The organism is Rhizobium sp. P1_E1, assembly GCF_056406015.1.
In genome coordinates this window covers 1-16,403 of the sequence record NZ_JBFUAY010000044.1, presented here as the reverse complement: position 1 = coordinate 16,403, position 16,403 = coordinate 1, and the positions used below count along the sequence as shown (strand labels likewise).

The 16,403-nt window shown below is 60.8% G+C and carries 15 protein-coding genes, 1 tRNA gene and 1 pseudogene; 12 read left to right on the top strand and 5 right to left on the bottom strand.

Annotation, left to right across the window (positions count from 1 at the left end):
- Nucleotides 1-47: 47 nt before the first annotated feature.
- The gene (locus AC1D1Z_RS16780) at nt 48-257 is read right to left on the bottom strand and encodes a CbtB domain-containing protein (protein WP_003542661.1); all 210 of its coding nucleotides are present in this window, start codon (nt 255-257) and stop codon (nt 48-50) included.
- A gap of 337 nt (nt 258-594) precedes the next feature.
- Between AC1D1Z_RS16780 and AC1D1Z_RS16775 the strand changes: the two genes are divergently transcribed.
- Together AC1D1Z_RS16775 and AC1D1Z_RS16770 are read left to right on the top strand one after the other, a co-directional pair.
- Complete coding sequence (locus tag AC1D1Z_RS16775; protein WP_130652983.1) at nt 595-1,149, top strand: histidine phosphatase family protein; 555 nt, start codon at nt 595-597, stop codon at nt 1,147-1,149.
- A gap of 447 nt (nt 1,150-1,596) precedes the next feature.
- Nucleotides 1,597-3,168, top strand: a complete 1,572-nt coding sequence (locus AC1D1Z_RS16770) for a putative bifunctional diguanylate cyclase/phosphodiesterase (protein WP_130652984.1) — start codon at nt 1,597-1,599, stop codon at nt 3,166-3,168.
- A gap of 9 nt (nt 3,169-3,177) precedes the next feature.
- On the opposite strand, the gene AC1D1Z_RS16765 is transcribed toward AC1D1Z_RS16770, so the two are convergent.
- Complete coding sequence (locus AC1D1Z_RS16765; protein ID WP_166480867.1) at nt 3,178-4,779, bottom strand: inorganic phosphate transporter; 1,602 nt, start codon at nt 4,777-4,779, stop codon at nt 3,178-3,180.
- Between the two features lie 290 nt (nt 4,780-5,069).
- Between AC1D1Z_RS16765 and AC1D1Z_RS16760 the strand changes: the two genes are divergently transcribed.
- The 3 genes and pseudogenes from AC1D1Z_RS16760 to AC1D1Z_RS16750 all read left to right on the top strand — a co-directional run bounded on the left by AC1D1Z_RS16760 (nt 5,070) and on the right by AC1D1Z_RS16750 (nt 7,031).
- Nucleotides 5,070-6,248, top strand: a complete 1,179-nt coding sequence (locus AC1D1Z_RS16760; RefSeq protein ID WP_130652986.1) for an acetate/propionate family kinase — start codon at nt 5,070-5,072, stop codon at nt 6,246-6,248.
- Nucleotides 6,249-6,319: 71 nt separating this feature from the next.
- Nucleotides 6,320-6,643, top strand: a pseudogene (locus AC1D1Z_RS16755) (phosphoketolase family protein); the annotation flags it as partial.
- Between the two features lie 202 nt (nt 6,644-6,845).
- Nucleotides 6,846-7,031: a hypothetical protein gene (locus AC1D1Z_RS16750; protein WP_028733477.1), complete on the top strand. Its 186-nt coding sequence runs from the start codon at nt 6,846-6,848 to the stop codon at nt 7,029-7,031.
- Between the two features lie 56 nt (nt 7,032-7,087).
- Here the strand turns inward: AC1D1Z_RS16750 and AC1D1Z_RS16745 are convergent, their stop codons facing one another.
- A complete protein-coding gene (locus AC1D1Z_RS16745) occupies nt 7,088-7,978 on the bottom strand; it encodes a helix-turn-helix domain-containing protein (RefSeq protein WP_028733478.1) in 891 nt (296 codons plus the stop codon).
- A 117-nt stretch (nt 7,979-8,095) separates the two neighbouring features.
- Here AC1D1Z_RS16745 and pobA point away from each other — a divergent pair, with 117 nt between their 5' ends.
- The 7 genes from pobA to AC1D1Z_RS16710 all read left to right on the top strand — a co-directional run bounded on the left by pobA (nt 8,096) and on the right by AC1D1Z_RS16710 (nt 15,283).
- On the top strand, nt 8,096-9,268 hold the full coding sequence (gene pobA / locus AC1D1Z_RS16740; RefSeq protein WP_028733479.1) for a 4-hydroxybenzoate 3-monooxygenase: 1,173 nt from the start codon (nt 8,096-8,098) through the stop codon (nt 9,266-9,268).
- A gap of 162 nt (nt 9,269-9,430) precedes the next feature.
- Nucleotides 9,431-10,603, top strand: a complete 1,173-nt coding sequence (locus tag AC1D1Z_RS16735) for an ABC transporter substrate-binding protein (protein ID WP_028733480.1) — start codon at nt 9,431-9,433, stop codon at nt 10,601-10,603.
- 111 nt (nt 10,604-10,714) lie between these two features.
- A complete protein-coding gene (locus tag AC1D1Z_RS16730; protein WP_026230593.1) occupies nt 10,715-11,578 on the top strand; it encodes a branched-chain amino acid ABC transporter permease in 864 nt (287 codons plus the stop codon).
- A gap of 1 nt (nt 11,579) precedes the next feature.
- Nucleotides 11,580-12,584, top strand: a complete 1,005-nt coding sequence (locus tag AC1D1Z_RS16725) for a branched-chain amino acid ABC transporter permease (RefSeq protein ID WP_130652987.1) — start codon at nt 11,580-11,582, stop codon at nt 12,582-12,584.
- Nucleotides 12,581-13,345: an ABC transporter ATP-binding protein gene (locus AC1D1Z_RS16720; protein ID WP_130652988.1), complete on the top strand. Its 765-nt coding sequence runs from the start codon at nt 12,581-12,583 to the stop codon at nt 13,343-13,345. Before AC1D1Z_RS16725 ends, AC1D1Z_RS16720 begins: the two co-directional genes overlap by 4 nt.
- Complete coding sequence (locus AC1D1Z_RS16715) at nt 13,326-14,042, top strand: ABC transporter ATP-binding protein (protein ID WP_130652989.1); 717 nt, start codon at nt 13,326-13,328, stop codon at nt 14,040-14,042. Before AC1D1Z_RS16720 ends, AC1D1Z_RS16715 begins: the two co-directional genes overlap by 20 nt.
- Nucleotides 14,043-14,449: 407 nt before the next feature.
- Nucleotides 14,450-15,283, top strand: coding sequence for a VCBS domain-containing protein (locus AC1D1Z_RS16710; RefSeq protein WP_018243426.1), 834 nt, complete (start codon nt 14,450-14,452; stop codon nt 15,281-15,283).
- Between the two features lie 444 nt (nt 15,284-15,727).
- On the opposite strand, the gene AC1D1Z_RS16705 is transcribed toward AC1D1Z_RS16710, so the two are convergent.
- Together AC1D1Z_RS16705 and AC1D1Z_RS16700 are read right to left on the bottom strand one after the other, a co-directional pair.
- Nucleotides 15,728-15,804: transfer RNA gene (locus tag AC1D1Z_RS16705), tRNA-Met, on the bottom strand.
- Between the two features lie 135 nt (nt 15,805-15,939).
- The coding region (locus tag AC1D1Z_RS16700; RefSeq protein ID WP_477851288.1) for an aminomethyltransferase beta-barrel domain-containing protein at nt 15,940-16,403 on the bottom strand (464 nt) is incomplete at its 5' end.

Below are 16,403 nucleotides of genomic sequence, written 5' to 3'. Positions count from 1 at the left end.
CGAAAACCTAAAGCGCGACGAGCGAATCTGAAAGATCGCGACGCGCTTTAGTGGCAGGGAAAGCCGAGGAGATGACGGCCGTCATGCACGAATTCGTGCACATACATGCCGTTGAACAGCGCCATCGCGCCTTCCTCGGTGCCGACGAAATAGAGGACGATCAGCATCAGCAGGCCGCCAAAGATCGCCCAGGGCAGGATCTCGCCTACAGGGATCGGCGCCGGTACCGCAACGGGCGCGAAAGTGGTGTCAGACATATATTCCTCCGGGAATGACGCGTTCAGTCGAAAGAGTGCTTGTGCAGTAGGGTCTGACTTCCAGCGCGAAGAACTTTCGACACGCTGGTCACAGTGGCGCGACCGCGCCGGACTTACACCGGCTTCCAAACCCGCAACAGCACGGTTATATCTRCACGCCGAAGAGACTGTCAACGAAACTTCACAAGCCGGCAGAGAGGCGTCCTGCTGCATAATTCCTTAAATCGGAATTGATTCAGGGATAGATTATGGAGCCATTCAAACTGCTACAGCGTCCCTTGCGCCTCTCGAAAAGACGCGCGGCGCCGGAGCCGCATTCCGGGAGATCAGAACGACCGTGAACACGCGCCTCACCTGGATCTGCCACGGCGCGACGACGGCGAACCGCAAGGCGCTGTTTCCGCTCGACGAACCGCTGGAAGGCAAGGCGGCGGAAGAAGCCGGCAAAATGGCCGCCCCGCCGCGCGCCGACCGCATTGCCATGAGCCCCGCTTTGCGTGCCCGCCAGACAGCGGAAGCGCTCCACCTCGAAGCCAGGATAGACCTCGCACTTCGTGACTGCGACCATGGCCGGTGGGCCGGCAGGTCGATCGCGGCGATAGAGGCCGAAGAGCCGGAGAACCTCATGGCCTGGATGAGCGATCCGGAAGCGGCCCCGCATGGCGGCGAGAGCCTTGTTGATCTGCGCACCCGCGTCGCCGGCTGGATGAACAGTGAATCCGCCCTCGGCGGCCATGTGATCGCCGTCAGCCACGCGGCCGTCATCCGGGCGGCTGTCGCCCATGTGCTTCAGGCGCCGCTCTCCTCTTTCTGGCTGAGCGACGTCGAGCCGCTCGCCATCGTTCGCATGACCAGCAACGGACTGCGCTGGTCGCTGCGCTTCCAGCATTAGAAACTGCTGATTCTTATCCAGCCTTGCACAAGCAAATCGCGTCATCTCTGTTGAACCCGGTTTCGCGGGGACTACTTCCTTGTCCCAAGGAGATGGAAGAATGACATATGATTGGAGTGGCGAGCGCACGCGACGGCTGCGTTTCATGCGTCTCGCCACAGTCACGGTTCTGGTTGGTCTCATCGTCAGCGTTCCGCTGCTGATCGCCACCGCCTGAAGCACGAGAAAGGGCGAGCGATGCATTAGCACGCTCGCCTTCGTTCTTTCCCGCGTCGACTGGTCTCCTGAACCGGGATCGCCCACGACGACGCCCAGATTCCCCTAAGCCCGCCGGTCTCTCAGCGGCACAGCAACAGGCTGCTGCCTCCGATAATTCGCCTTCTGGTTTCAACAAACATTCAGACTTTCGTGATATCTCCGCGAATGGTGGGAGATGGAGAAGGCATAATGCCGGTGTTTTTCCAAAGCAGGGCCGGAAGGCAATGCGTGTCGATCGTCGGATTTGGGGTAACCCTCTGGCTCCTCGGCACGCTGTTGCAGCTCGACGACAGCCTGGTCTCCTTCATGATCGGCTTCGGCGAGTACGGCGCCGACAAGCTCGTTCTGGCGCTCGGCATCGCCGGCGCCATGAGCTTCATCTATTCGGTGCTGCGCATCGCCGATCTGCGTAAGGAAATGGAACTGCGCGCCACCGCCCAGTCGAAGGCCGATTGGACCGCAACCCACGACCATCTGACCAAGCTGCCGAACCGCTACGCCTTCGAGCGCAAGATCCTCTCACGGCCGATCAAGGACGACGAGGCGGAGATCGAGGAGTGGGACCGCAACGTCACCATCTTCTCCGTCGACCTCGACGGCTTCAAGAAGGTCAATGACCTCGTCGGCCACAAGGGCGGCGACATCCTGTTGATCGAGGTTGCCAGACGCATCTGCGCGCTCGGCAATGCCGATTGCGTCTACCGCTTCGGCGGCGACGAATTCATCATCGTCGCCTTCGCCCTGACGGCGCAGCGCGAGGAGCGTTTTGCCAGGCTGCTGATCCAGGCCGTCACCCGGCCGATCCATATCGATGGTTTTGCCGTCGAAGTCGGCGCCAGCGTCGGCTATGACCGCTGGGTCGAGGAAGCCGAACCGCTGGAAGATGCCGCCCACCGTGCCGACCTCGCCATGTACGAGGCGAAATCACGCGGGCCCAAACATTATTTCGTCTTCGAACCTTCGATGCAGGACAAAGTTACGGAACGCGCCGCGTTGGAAACCAGGCTGCGCGCCGCAATCTCCAACAAGGCGATCAAGCCCTTCTATCAGCCGCTGATCGACCTGAAGACCGGCCAGCTCTGCAGCTTCGAGGCGCTGGCGCGCTGGATCGGCGACGACGGCGTCAACATCCCGCCGCCGGTCTTCATCGATATCGCCGAGGAAACCGGCATGATCACCGCATTGTTCGAGGATCTTCTTGCCCAGGCCTGCAGCGACGCCCTCACCTGGCCGGAGCATGTGACGTTGTCCTTCAACGTCTCGCCGGTGCAGATGGAAGACAGATTGCTGACGTCGCGCATTCTGAAGGTGCTTTCGGCAAGCCGGCTGCCACCGCAGCGCCTGGAAGTGGAGATCACCGAAAACGCGCTGATCCAGGATCCCGCCGTCGCCGCCCTCATTCTCGACGAACTGCACGCCGCCGGCATCCAGATCGCACTCGACGATTTCGGCACGGGTTATTCGAGCCTCGCCCAGCTCGCCCGCTATCGTTTCGACAAGATCAAGATCGACAAAAGCTTCATCGCCACCTATCGCGACGAAGAACGCCAGGAAAAGATCGTCCGCGCCATGCTCGGCCTCGGCAGGAGCCTCAACATCAAGACGACTGCGGAAGGCATCGAGGAGCACGGCCAGCTCGCCTTCCTGCTGCAGCTCGGCTGCGACATCGGCCAGGGCTATCTCTTCGGCAAGGCGATGCCCGCCGCCGAGGCGGGCATCTTCATCAGCGATCGCAATGCCAGCCTGGCCTCCACGGCCTGACGGGACGCCCTAAAAAACCTGACGCATGATCACGAAGAGCACGAAGGCGATCGCGATCGAGGCCGGCAGCGTCAGCACCCAGGCCATCAGCATGTTGCGCACGGTCGACCATTGCAGGCCGGAGCCATTCGCCGCCATGGTGCCGGCAACGCCGGATGACAGCACATGCGTCGTCGAGACCGGCAAGCCGAGATGATCGGCCGAGGCGATGGTGACCATCGCCACGACTTCGGCTGCCGCACCCTGACCATAGGTCAGATGCGTCTTGCCGATCTTCTCGCCGACGGTGACGACGATGCGCTTCCAGCCCACCATCGTGCCGAGGCCGAGCGCGATCGCGACCGCCACTTTCACCCAGAGCGGGATGAACTTCGTCGCGTTGTCGACCGCCTTGTGGTAGTTCGTCACTGCGCCGAGGTCGCGGGCATCCATCGGCAGCAGCTTCTGCTTGTCGATCAGCTTCAGCGCCTCGCCGATCAGATAGATGTCGTTGCGGACGTTGCCGACGAGATTGGTCGGCACCGCTTCGAGCGTCGGGTAGCCGGCGACTTCGGCACTCGTCTGGTGGATATATTGCTGCAGGGCCGGCGTCGTCGCATCCGTCCATGTCTTGTTCTTGACGGCGTTGCTGACTTCGGCCTTGTAGTCTGCGACAGCAACACCCGGCTTCACATACTTGCCGAGCGCGGTTTCCACCTGAGCCGATGCCGTCTTGTAGGCTTCGAGATAGTTGACATCGGGGGTGCGGTTCAGCGCGAAAGCCGTCGGCACCAGGCCGATCAAAATCAGCATGATGAGGCCCATGCCCTTCTGGCCGTCGTTGGAGCCGTGGGCGAAGCTGACGCCGGTGCAGGTGAAGATCAGGATCGCACGGATCCAGAGCGGCGGCGGCTGGTTGCCCTTCGGTTCGGCATAGAGCGCCTTGTTGCGCACCAGAAGCTTCATGACCAGCAGGAGAACAGCGGAAAGACCGAAGCCGATCAGCGGCGAGATCAAAAGCGACAGGCCGATATTGGTCGCCTGCGACCAGTCGACGCCGCTGGTCGCAGTGCCTGCCGGCGCCAGGAACTGGTTGGCAAGGCCGACGCCGATGATCGAGCCGACCAGCGTATGCGAACTCGACGACGGCAGGCCGAGATACCAGGTGCCCAGGTTCCAGACGATCGCGGCAATCAGCAGCGCGAAAACCATGGCAAGGCCGGAGCCGGAGCCGACCTGCAGGATCAATTCCACCGGCAGCAGGGCCAGAATGCCGAAGGCGACGGCGCCGCTCGAGGTCAGCACGCCGAGGAAGTTGAAAAAGCCGGACCAGATGACGGCGAATTCCGCCGGCATGGAACGGGTGTAGATCACCGTGGCGACGGCATTGGCCGTATCATGGAAACCGTTGACGAATTCAAAGCCGAGCGCGATGAGCAGCGCAAGGCCTAGGAGAATCCAGGGAACGGCAACTGCGGTCGTCAGGTCGCGGCCGAGTGCATAGGCAACATATCCAAGGCCGCAGACCAGAACGAGCGCAAACAGCGGCAAGAACCACTTGCCGGCCGAATTCGAACTGTGGAGCGGGTGGGACGTGTCGCTATGAACCTGGCTGGGGGCAATATCGGCCATGGCATAGTTCCTTATTCCGTTTGCAAATTTGCCTTTTGTTAATAATTCCGCCGCGTGAAGCTCTCATGACGCCCCGACTGAACCGCCCGTAAGCCACTGATGCCGGGCGATATTGACGGTGATGCGCCTGGTACCGTCGCTTCCATAAAAGATGCCGCGTTGCGATCCCAAGCGGCGGACGATGGTTGTCTATGCAGCAACAAAGCGCGCCCCGGGCGAATAAATCCTTCCCGCCTGGACATCCGACGCTAAGTTCGGTCATCTCACACCCGCGCGGAGTCTTAGAAGACATGTCATCGACCGACCTGCTGCTGACCTTCAACACCGGCTCCTCGACCGTTAAGATCGGCATCTTCGCGTTAGACGGCGGCAAGGCACGGCGCATCGGCAAGGGCGTGATCGATTTCCGCGCCGAACCGCTGTCGCTCGGCCTGACGAAAGGGCCGCAGACCTTCGAGATTCCGATGAAGGCCGAGGTGACAGAAGATCTGCACGGCGTCATCGATGAGACTTTCGCGCTTCTCGCCGATCATTTCGACATGACCGCCGCGCACGCTGCCGGCCACCGCGTCGTCCATGGCGGCGACCGCTTCACCAGGGCGATCGCCCTCGACGCCACCGCAATCGATGCCGTCGATGCGCTGACCCCGCTTGCGCCCTTGCACCAACCGCAGGCGCTGCGTTTCATCCGCGCGCTCAAGCATCTGAAACCGCATCTTGCCCAGACCGCCTCCTTCGACACCGCCTTCCACGCCACGCAGGACGATCTCGTTCGCCGCTTCGCCATTCCCCGCGCGCTGCATGACGAGGGCATCAAGCGTTACGGCTTCCACGGCCTTTCCTATAAATTCATCGCCGGAGAGCTTCGCCGCAAGGCGCCGCGCGCGGCAAAGGTGGTCGTCGCCCATCTCGGCAGCGGCGCCAGCCTCTGCGCATTGGATGGCGGCATCAGCCGCGATTGCAGCATGGGCTTTTCGACGCTCGATGGCATCCCGATGGCGACGCGCCCCGGCTGGCTCGATCCCGGCGTCATCTTGCATCTGGCCGGTCAGAGGAAACAGTCCTTCGAGGAGATCGAAGACCTGCTCTATCACCGATCCGGCCTGCTTGGCGTCTCCGGCATCAGCGCCGATACACGCGAGCTGTTGAAGGACGGCCGGCCGCAGGCGCGCCAGGCGATCGACCTCTTCACGCTGCGCATTGCCGGCGAAATCGGCCGCATGGCGGCAACGCTGAACGGGCTTGACGCCATCGTCTTCACCGCCGGCATCGGCGAACATCAACCGGAGATCCGCGCCGGCGTGGCCAAGCGGCTGTCTTGGCTTGGCCTTGCAATCGACGAAAAGGCCAATGCCGCCAATGATTTTACGATCAGCACCAGGGAAAGCCGCATCGCCACCCATGTCATCGCCACCGATGAGGAACAGGTCATCGCTGACGAGGCGCTGTCTCTTCTTCGCGGCGGGTGATCCAGATCAACAGCTTGCCGGTATCCGCCGGTCGAATTGACGTTGAAGACGTTTTCGAACGGGAGAAACCCATGGAAAAGCATGTCTCGACCGCCGCTCTTACCGATGCCGAACTCACTCTGATCGACCGCTATTGGCGCGCCGCCAATTATCTCTCCATCGGCCAGATCTATCTGCTGGCCAATCCGCTGTTGCGCGAGCCGCTGAAACCAGAGCACATCAAGCCCCGCCTGCTCGGCCATTGGGGCACCACACCCGGCCTCAACTTCACCTATGCGCATCTGAACCGCCTGATCCGCGCCCGCGACCTCGATATCATCTACATGTGCGGCCCCGGCCATGGCGGGCCGGGCATGGTCGCCAACACCTATCTCGAAGGCATCTACAGCGAGATTGTGCGGAACTGGACATGGCCGACGGCGTGAAGCCAAAACCAAACAGAGTCGCGCGGACCTGGTCGGAGAAGATTATCCGGCGGGAGCAATCGTCAAGCGACGGTCTAAAGTTGGTGAAAACGATCAGGGCGCTGTTCCAGAATGGCCATATCGTAGGCTATGTGTCTTGGGAAAGCTCTAAGCCACTGACCGAGGAAACGACATGAAGGGTTTCGCTGCCACGCTCACCGCCGCCCGGCTGGAAAAGGCGCTCGCTTTCTACATGACGCCCGAAGCCCGGCCGGATGGCTCAGCCGATACCGTCAAGCCAGCTGGGGAACGCGAGGCATACGAGACCCGCACCGACGAACGCCCCCGCAACACGGAAGACGGCGTCGAAGCCTGGTAAGGCGATCCCCACCGGGCGACCCTCCGCGAACGCGTCGCACCCGGAATGCCGAAACCCTATGCACGTTCGAGCCGGACTTTTTCCTTCATGCGCCAGACCCGCGGCGTTTCTCCCGTATACTTAAAAAAGAAGCGCGAGAAATAGGCGGGATCGGCAAAGCCGAGCCGAAACCCGATCTCCTGAACGCTGCCCAGCGTAAAAACGAGCTGGCGTTTCGCCTCTTCGACGAGCTTACCGGCGATCAGTTCGTGGGGAGTGTTGCCGGTCATCGACCGGACGATGCGGGTGAGATGCGTCGGCGAAACCCCAAGCTCTCTGGCATAGAAAGACGCTGGCTTGTGCGATCGAAAATGCTGCTGAATGAGCTCGCTCAGTATTTCCATCCGCCGCTCGTTCTCGTTGAGCGGAAGTTCATGCGTATTCCCCTCATGGGAAATCCTTGCCGTCAGCCGTAGCGCCAGGGCGACATAGGCGGCCAACGCCTCATTGCGGCCGCTGCGGCGGTTTTCGAATTCGTCGCCCAGCCGCTTCAACGTCTGCATGACATAGACGGCCTCGGCATGATCGGGATCGAGCGGCGTAAGATGCGGCGCCGCCAGCCATTCGCCGAGCTGGCTTCGGTCGCCGGGCGGATGGCTGAGATGGGATCTCAACAGGGTGATCACCAGGCCGTCGATATCGCGTGAAAAACGAAAGCCGTGATTAAGCCCGGGCGGCACGGTGATGATGGCGGGCGGACGGATAGCGTGGCTTATTTCGCCGAAGATCGCATCACCCGAACCGCTTTCGATGTACAATATCTGAAAGAAACTCTCGTGGCGGTGCGGACGGATCTCCCAGTGATGCAAACTGCTGCGGGAGCGAATTGTTTCGCAATGCACCCAAAAATCCGGTTCTCGCCCGGTCTTTTCGCCGTAGAGTTCGTAGGTAGGGATATGTCTGCTCATGGGGCTCCTCCCGCACCAATGTTCGATTAGTGCAATTTTTAGGTTGGGATGTCCATTGCTGCGGCAAGCGCGGCACGGCAGAATCTGGCAAAACGCAAAAATGCAGGGAGGCAGCATTTGCGAACTCAGGTCGCCATCATCGGTTCGGGGCCATCCGGCCTGCTGCTCGGCCAGCTTCTGACCGAAGCCGGCATCGACAATGTCATCCTCGATCGTGTGAACAAGGATTACATCCTCGGCCGGGTTCGTGCCGGCGTTCTGGAGGAAGGCACCGTCGGGCTGCTGGATCAGGCCAAATCAGGCGCGAGGCTGCATGCCGAGGGGCTGCCGCATGACGGTTTCTCGCTGGCCTTCGACGGACGCGACCATCGCATCGACCTTCACGAATTGACCGGCGGCAGGCGCGTCACCGTCTACGGACAGACCGAAGTGACGCGCGATCTCATGGAGCGGCGCGAAGTAAGCGGCTCCTTATCGATCTACGATGCAGTCGATGTCGCGCCGCATGACTTCGACGGCCCTTCTCCCTTCGTCACCTATGTGAAAGACGGTGTTGCCAAGCGCATCGATTGTGACTTCATCGCCGGCTGCGACGGGTTTCACGGCGCCAGCCGCAAGGCCGTCCCGGAACGCGCGATCAGGAGTTTCGAGAAGGTCTATCCCTTCGGCTGGCTGGGGGTCCTGGCCGACGTGGCGCCCGTCAGCCATGAACTGATCTACGCCAACCATCCAAGGGGCTTTGCGCTCTGTTCGATGCGCTCGGCCACCCGCAGCCGCTACTACATCCAATGTACGCTCGACGAGAAGATCGAGGACTGGAGCGACGATCGCTTCTGGGACGAATTGAGACGGCGGCTGCCGACGCATCATGCCGAGGCATTGGCGACCGCGCCGTCCTTCGAGAAATCGATTGCGCCGCTGCGCTCCTTCGTTGCCGAACCGATGCGTTTCGGCCGGCTTTTCCTGGTCGGCGACGCTGCCCATATCGTCCCGCCGACCGGGGCCAAGGGATTGAACCTTGCCGCCAGCGACGTCCATTACCTTTTCTCCGGGCTGATCGAGCATTACCGCGAAGGCTCGAATAGTGGCATTGACGCTTACTCGCAGAAGGCGCTCGCCCGTGTGTGGAAAGCCGTGCGGTTTTCCTGGTGGATGACGACGATGATGCATCGTTTTCCCGATACCGGTGATTTCGACCAGAAAATCCAGGAGGCGGAGCTCGACTATCTCACCCATTCCCGCGCCGCCTCGACGGCGCTCGCGGAGAATTATGTGGGATTACCATTCTGAGACGAGGATAATTCCGCATCTTCGATGCACAATCATAATCGCTAGGTCATGGATTACGGCATTTATTTCATTTTACATCACCATTTCGCATGACAAGCTAACGCTCAATTTTGGGCGGCTAGCGAATACGGCGCGGGAGTGCGCCAAAAAGGGAGAGAGAGAATGAAGAAGCTATTTCTGGCCGCCGTTGCGGCCGTCGTGCTCAGCGGCACGGCCTATGCAGACACCATCAAAGTCGGCGTCATCGGCCCGTTCTCCGGTCCGTTCGCGCTGCAGGGCAAGAACTTCAAGGCCGGCATCGACGCCTATATGGCGGTCAACGGCAACAAGGTCGGCAGCGACACGGTCGAGATCGTCTATCGCGACGTGCCGCAGGCCGATCCCGCCCAATCCAAGGCCCTGGCGCAGGAACTGATCGTCAAGGAGAAGGTCCAGTATCTGGCCGGCTTCTATTTCACCCCCGATGCGATGGCGGTGACGCCAATCCTGAAGCAGGGCAACGTGCCGATGGTCATCATGAACGCCGCCACCTCGGCGATCGTCACCAAGAGCCCGCTTGTCGTCCGCACCTCGTTTACCACCTGGCAGACCTCGACGCCGATCGCCAAGGTCGCCTTCGATGCCGGCGTCAAGAAGGTGATTTCGGTCGTCAGCGATTACGGCCCCGGCATCGACGCCGAGAATGCCTTCAAGGCCGGCTTCGAAAAGGCCGGAGGTCAGGTGGTCGAGGCAATCCGCATGCCGCTTGCGACCAACGATTTCAGCCCGATCATGCAGCGCATCAAGGATTCCGGCGCTGAGGGCGTCTTCGCCTTCCTGCCGTCAGGTCCGACGACACTCGGCTTCGTCAAGGCTTACAACGACAATGGCCTGAAGACGGCCGGCATCAAGTTCTTCGCGCCGGGCGATCTGACCCAGGAATCCGATCTGCCGGCGCTCGGCGATGCGGCACTCGGCATCCAGACGACCTTCCACTATGCCGTGTCGCACGATTCTCCGGAGAACAAGGCTTTCGTCGAGGCGGCGACCAAAGCGATCGGCAACAAGGCCGAACTCTCCTTCCCCGCGGTCAGCTCCTATGACGGCATGTATGTCATCTACAAGATGATCGAGGCGACGGGCGGCAAGCAGGATGCTGAAAAGGCCGTCGATGCGGTCAAGGGCCTTGCCTGGACCAGCCCGCGCGGGCCGGTTTCGATTGATCCCGAAAGCCGCCACATCACACAGAACATCTATCTGCGCGAAGTCACCAAGGCGGATGACGGGACCTACATCAACAAGGAAGTCCAGACCTTCGAGAAGCAGGGCGATCCGGGCCTGGCGGCCGTCAAGTAACATCGAGCATCACAGCATGCGACGGGCTTGGGCAGTGCTTCGGGCAGACTTCCGATCTCTCCGGAGCTGCCCGAAGGCGTCGAGCCCGTCGCATCGAAGCAAGGTATCCCCATGCAGACAGTCTTCAGCATAGCCGTCGATGCCTTTGCCTATGGCATGGTGCTCTTCGTCATATCGATCGGCCTTTCGGTGACCATGGGGCTGATGCGTGTCGTTAACCTCGCTCACGGCGCTTTCGCGATGATCGGCGGCTATATCGCCTCCTATGTCGCCCGCGACCTCGGCCTTGGTTATGCCACGGCAGTCATCGCCGCCGTTGTCATCACCATCATCGTCGCCATTCCGATCGAGCGTTTTCTCTTCCGCCGGATCTATGGCGCGCCGGAACTGACCCAGGTGCTGATGACGATCGGCATCACCTTCTGCGTCATCGGCATCGCCAATTATATGATGGGGCCAACGCTGAAGACCATACCGCTTGCCGGTGCGCTGCAGGGATCGGCCGATCTCGGCTTCCGCACCATTCCCGTTCACCGGCTTTTCGTCATCCTCTGCGGCCTGGCTGTGGCGCTCGCCCTCTGGTTCGCGATCGACAGGACCAGCTTCGGCGTCAAGCTGCGCGCCTCCGTCGATGATGCGGCAATGGCTGCGGCACTCGGCGTGCGCACCGAGATCATCTATGCGGTGAGCTTTGCCGTTGCCGTCGGGCTTGCCGCCTTCGGTGGCGTGGTCGGCGCCGAACTCCTGCCCGTCGAACCCTATTATGCGCTGCGCTACATGGTCACCTTCCTGGTCGTCGTCTCCGTCGGCGGCGCGGGTTCCATTCCGGGCGCGCTGATTGCCTGTCTGCTGCTGGGCGCGATCGATACGACCGGGCGGTATCTGATGCCGGAATTCGGCGAATTCTTCTTCTATCTCGCCGTGATCGCAATCATCTGCGTCTTCCCACGCGGCCTTGCCGGAAGGGCGAAATAAGATGGCGCTTGTCATGAACGACGAAAACCAACGTCTCCAGCATCGGCGCGGATTCATCAGCCGCGATCTCGCCGGAATAGCGGTCATCATAGCCATTGCCGCGATCGGCTATTTTGCCTTCCCCGACAATCTCGCCCTTTTGACACGGATGATCACGATCGCGCTGCTCGTCCTGTCGCTCGATCTGGTGACCGGTTATTGCGGCGTCGCAACGCTCGGCCATGCCGCACTTTTCGGCTCCGGCGCCTATGCCGCCGGGATCCTGTCGGCGCATTACGGCATCAATGACCCGCTGCTGATGATGCTGGCCGGCATCACAGGCGGCGCGCTTGCCGGGCTGCTCTGCGGCGCCGTCATCCTGCGTGCACATGGATTGCCGCAGCTGGTGCTGTCGATTGCCCTGATCAACCTCTTCCATGAATTCGCCAACAAGGCCTCGTCTTGGACAGGCGGCAGCGATGGACTTTCCGGCATCGCGCCGGACCCGGTCTTCGGCCTCTTCGAATTCGATCTCTACGGTCACACCGCCTTCTTCTTCGGAATGGCGCTGCTGCTGATCGTCTTTGTGCTGCTACGATTCCTGGTCCGCTCGCCCTTCGGCATGCTCTGCCACGCTATCAAGCAGGATCCGCTGCGCATCCGCGCCATGGGCGCTTCGCCGAAGGCAGCTCTGATCAGAATGTACGCGATCTCCGGCGCCGTTGCCGGTGTCGGCGGCGCCTTGAATGCGATTTCGACACAGGTCGTCGGCCTCGACAGCCTGTCTTTCACCCAATCGGCCGAAGCGCTTGTTATGCTGGTGCTCGGCGGCACCGGTTCTCTCTTCGGGGCGCTCTCCGGCACTGTCATCTTCATGCTCTTCGAGGACTACGTCTCCGCCGCCAATCCCTTCCATTGGCTGACCATGGTCGGCGCGCTGCTGATCGCCGTCGTGCTCTTTGCGCCGAAAGGTCTCTATGGCACATCAGCAGCCTTCGTTAGCCGCCGCAGGGAGCAACGCTCATGAGCCCGGTCTTCGAAGTCGCCAATCTCAAGAAAGCCTTCGGCGGCCTTGCCGTCACCAATGATGTCTCGCTCACGATGTCGCCTGGCGATCGCATCGCGTTGATCGGCCCGAACGGCGCCGGCAAGACCACCTTCGTCAACCTCGTGACCGGTAATCTCTCTCCCGATTCCGGCGAGGTTCGCCTCGGCGGCGAGGTGGTGACGAAGGTCAACGCGATCGGCAGGGTCAGACGCGGCCTTGTGCGCTCCTTTCAGGTGACGCGGCTCTTCCAGGACATGACGCCGGCCGAACATGTGGGACTTGCCGTCCTTCAACGCGACGGGAAGACCGGGCGCATGTTCGGCAATTTCCTGCGTATGCCCGACGTCATGGCAGAGGTCGACGATCTCCTTGGAAAGCTCGGACTGGCTTTCCTGATGCATCGCAAGGTCAGCGAGATCGCCTATGGCCAGCAGCGGCTTCTCGAGATCGCCGTAGCGCTTGCGCTGAAGCCGAAGGTGCTGCTGCTCGACGAGCCGGCAGCCGGCGTGCCGCAAAGCGATACCGGCCGCATCGAGCAGGCGCTGGCCGATCTGCCTGCCGATCTCGCCGTGCTGATGATCGAACACGACATGGAACTCGTCTTCCGTTTTGCCAAACGCGTCATCGTGCTTGCATCAGGCGCGATCATTTTCGACGGCCTGCCTCAAGACGTCACCAAGGATGCGCGCGTGCGCGAGGCCTATCTCGGGAGCTATGCCAATGCCAGCCATATCGCTTGAGGTCGAAAATCTGTCGGCCGGATATGGGCCGACAAGAGTGCTCGAAGGCATTTCCTTCTCCGTGCCAGCAGGCGCCCGGCTTGCCGTGCTCGGCCGCAACGGCATGGGCAAGACCACGCTGCTCGCAACGCTTGCCGGCCAGACCAGGCGATACGAGGGCAGCATCCGCCTCGGCGGTTCGGATGTCAGCGCAACACCGAGCGCCACGCGCGCGCATAAGGGCCTCGGATATGTGCCGCAGGCACGTTGCATCTTCCCGACGCTGACAGTCGAAGAAAACCTTTTCGTCGGCTTGAAGGCGCGACCGAAGACGGCACTGGAGGAAGCCTATGCGATGTTCCCGCGCCTGAAGGAGCGCCGCCGCAATCTCGGCAGCCAGCTCTCCGGCGGCGAGCAGCAGATGCTCTCCACGGCCCGCACCATTCTCGGCCGCCCCTCCGTCCTGTTGCTCGACGAACCGCTGGAAGGCCTCGCCCCCGTTATCTGCGAGGAATTGATGGCTGCCTTCGCCGACCTCGCCAAGACAGGAGACATGACCATCGTGCTGGTCGAACAGCGCATCCAGAGCGCGCTCGATTTCGCCGATCAGGTCGTCATTCTCGAACGCGGCAGACTGGCCTGGACCGGAACGCCGCAGAGCCTCACCAGCGATCACACGGCTGTCGAGAGCCTGCTCGGGGTCGGCGGCCTGCATTGATGGGATGATCGGCAGAAGCTCGTGCTCTGCTAATTGCTCCCCTTTCGTTTTCAAGATTGCTCTTGGCGCGCCGAGCAATTCATGCAGTATATCGTCATGACGACGTCATGATTGACCTGTCATTATTATCCTGCCTGAAAGATTTCCGCTGGCCGAATTGATGGATCGCCTGAAAAGGCGAGAAACACCATGATCGATGAAGCGGCAGCAACGTAAGATCAGACGTAAATCCTGGTTCATAATCGGGATCGACGTTTTTGCCGCTCCCTTTACTTGTGCGGTTGAGCTGTAATCGACCGGAATGTGTGGCGTTGACGGGCGGAATTGCTCTGACGCTCCCTCAATTTTGGTTGCCAGATACCCGATAGGATTGCATAGTCGAGCAGAAAATCACACGGGAGGTAGAAATGGCAAACCACAAGCCGGTCGCAGGTGATGTATACCAGCCTATTTTCAACATCGACAACCCGATCGACGGCAACATCCTGGACAATACCAGTTCGGTGGATGCCGACGGAGATCAGGTGCGTCTCAACTTCGTCAATGGACAACGCATTCCGCAACCGGCCGATCCGAACGGGCCCGCCACGACCACCACAGTCGAGGGAAAATACGGCACGCTGACCGTCTATTCCAACGGCAACTACACGTATGAACTCGATCACTCCAACCCGGTGGTATCAGCGCTCGGCCCGGGAGACCAACTCGTCGACCAGTTCAATTTCAAGATCTCGGATGGCAAAGGCGCCACCGATTTCGGCTTGCTCAACATCGCGGTCGACTTGCCGGAACATGGCGACGTATTCGTCAATTTCGAGGATGTCGGCAAATACGACTTCCCGACGGGCTACAAGGGCTTTGATTGGGGTGCTTGGCACGATGGTGACGACGCAACGGTACAGAAGGAAGCCGACGGCAACCATTATCTGTCAGGCGGCGTGTTCTGGACACCCATCCAAGCCGCCGATGGCGGTCACTTTCAGATCGAGCAATTCAGTGTCGCAAACGGCACATCGGACTATGACAACGTTCTGACGATCGAAGGTAAGCTGAACGGCGATACCGTATTCTTGGTCACGGTCAACGTCACCGCCGACAGCATTCATGACCCGCAAGTGATCGATCTCAGCGCCTACGGCGACATCGACTATCTCGTGCTCGACACGGAGCCCGTCATCACAGAGACGAGCGGCCCGGATTATTATGGCGCGCGATACGACAACTTTCATTTCATCGTTTGACGGAGGGGGAAAGGGGCGTCGTATCGCCGAAATCTTTGCATCTCGCCAAGCGCTCTCTGCTGTGGCTATCTGATACCAATATCTTGCGATAGCTGACCGGGTTGCGTCTTGCTAGCATGGTATCGTGCGAGGAGGCACGGTTATGCTGGGATGGAGGAAATGATGCAACCAGTCGGGATGAGGTTAGCGGCGGTCATGTTCTCGCTTGCCGTATGGGCTATTATTATCGCTGTCGCATCCCACCTTTGGGCGACGAAGATGCCTGTATTGCTTTTGACGCTCTACAGATAGGCCTGTCCTCGGCGTTGGCGGAAATGCTGCAGGAGGTCGAACTGCTTTTGTCCCCTCACCGCGACGTTTGACGCTGCGATCAATGTGCTACCACGGCCTTCGGAACCGGCTCAAAATCGAGCCGAAAAAATCGCTAATTCTGCAATAAGGAAATGGTAGCGGAGGAGGGATTTGAACCCCCGACACAAGGATTATGATTCCTCTGCTCTGACCTACTGAGCTACTCCGCCACTGGTCAACGATACCCGCTCGCGAAGCGATGCCGGTTCGTAGGATGAGCGGCTTATAAGGTGCGCTTCGGCTTTGTGTCAAGCGCATGATCGAGAAAAACGGTGGGCTTTGCCGGCCGTCGTTACCTATGGGTTTCAGGCGGCGACCGGGCTGGCCAACAGAGCCTTCAGGCAAGCTTCCGCCGAAGGTTCACGCTCCGAGCGTTCGATAAAACCGCCGCCGAAGACGCGGGCGTTGTCGCCGGGGGCGGAATAAAGCGCGCAGGCCTGGCCGGGCGCGATGCCCGCCTCGCCGACCGTCAGATCGACATAGGTGCCTGTTGCATCGACATGCAGCACGGCGGGTGCCGGCGCCCGTGTCGAGCGGACCTTGGCGTAGCAGGCAAAGCCCTTGCCGGAGGCGGCTTCCGCAAGCGTCTCGTCGCCCAGCCAGTTGACGTCGCGCAGGTAGACGCGGTGCGTTTCCAGCGCCTCCTTCGGTCCGACGATGACGCGGCGCGAGCGGGCGTCGAGAAAGACGACGTAGAGCGGCTCGCCGGTGGCAATGCCGATGCCGCGGCGCTGGCCGATCGTGAAGTGCAGGATGCCCTCATGGGTGC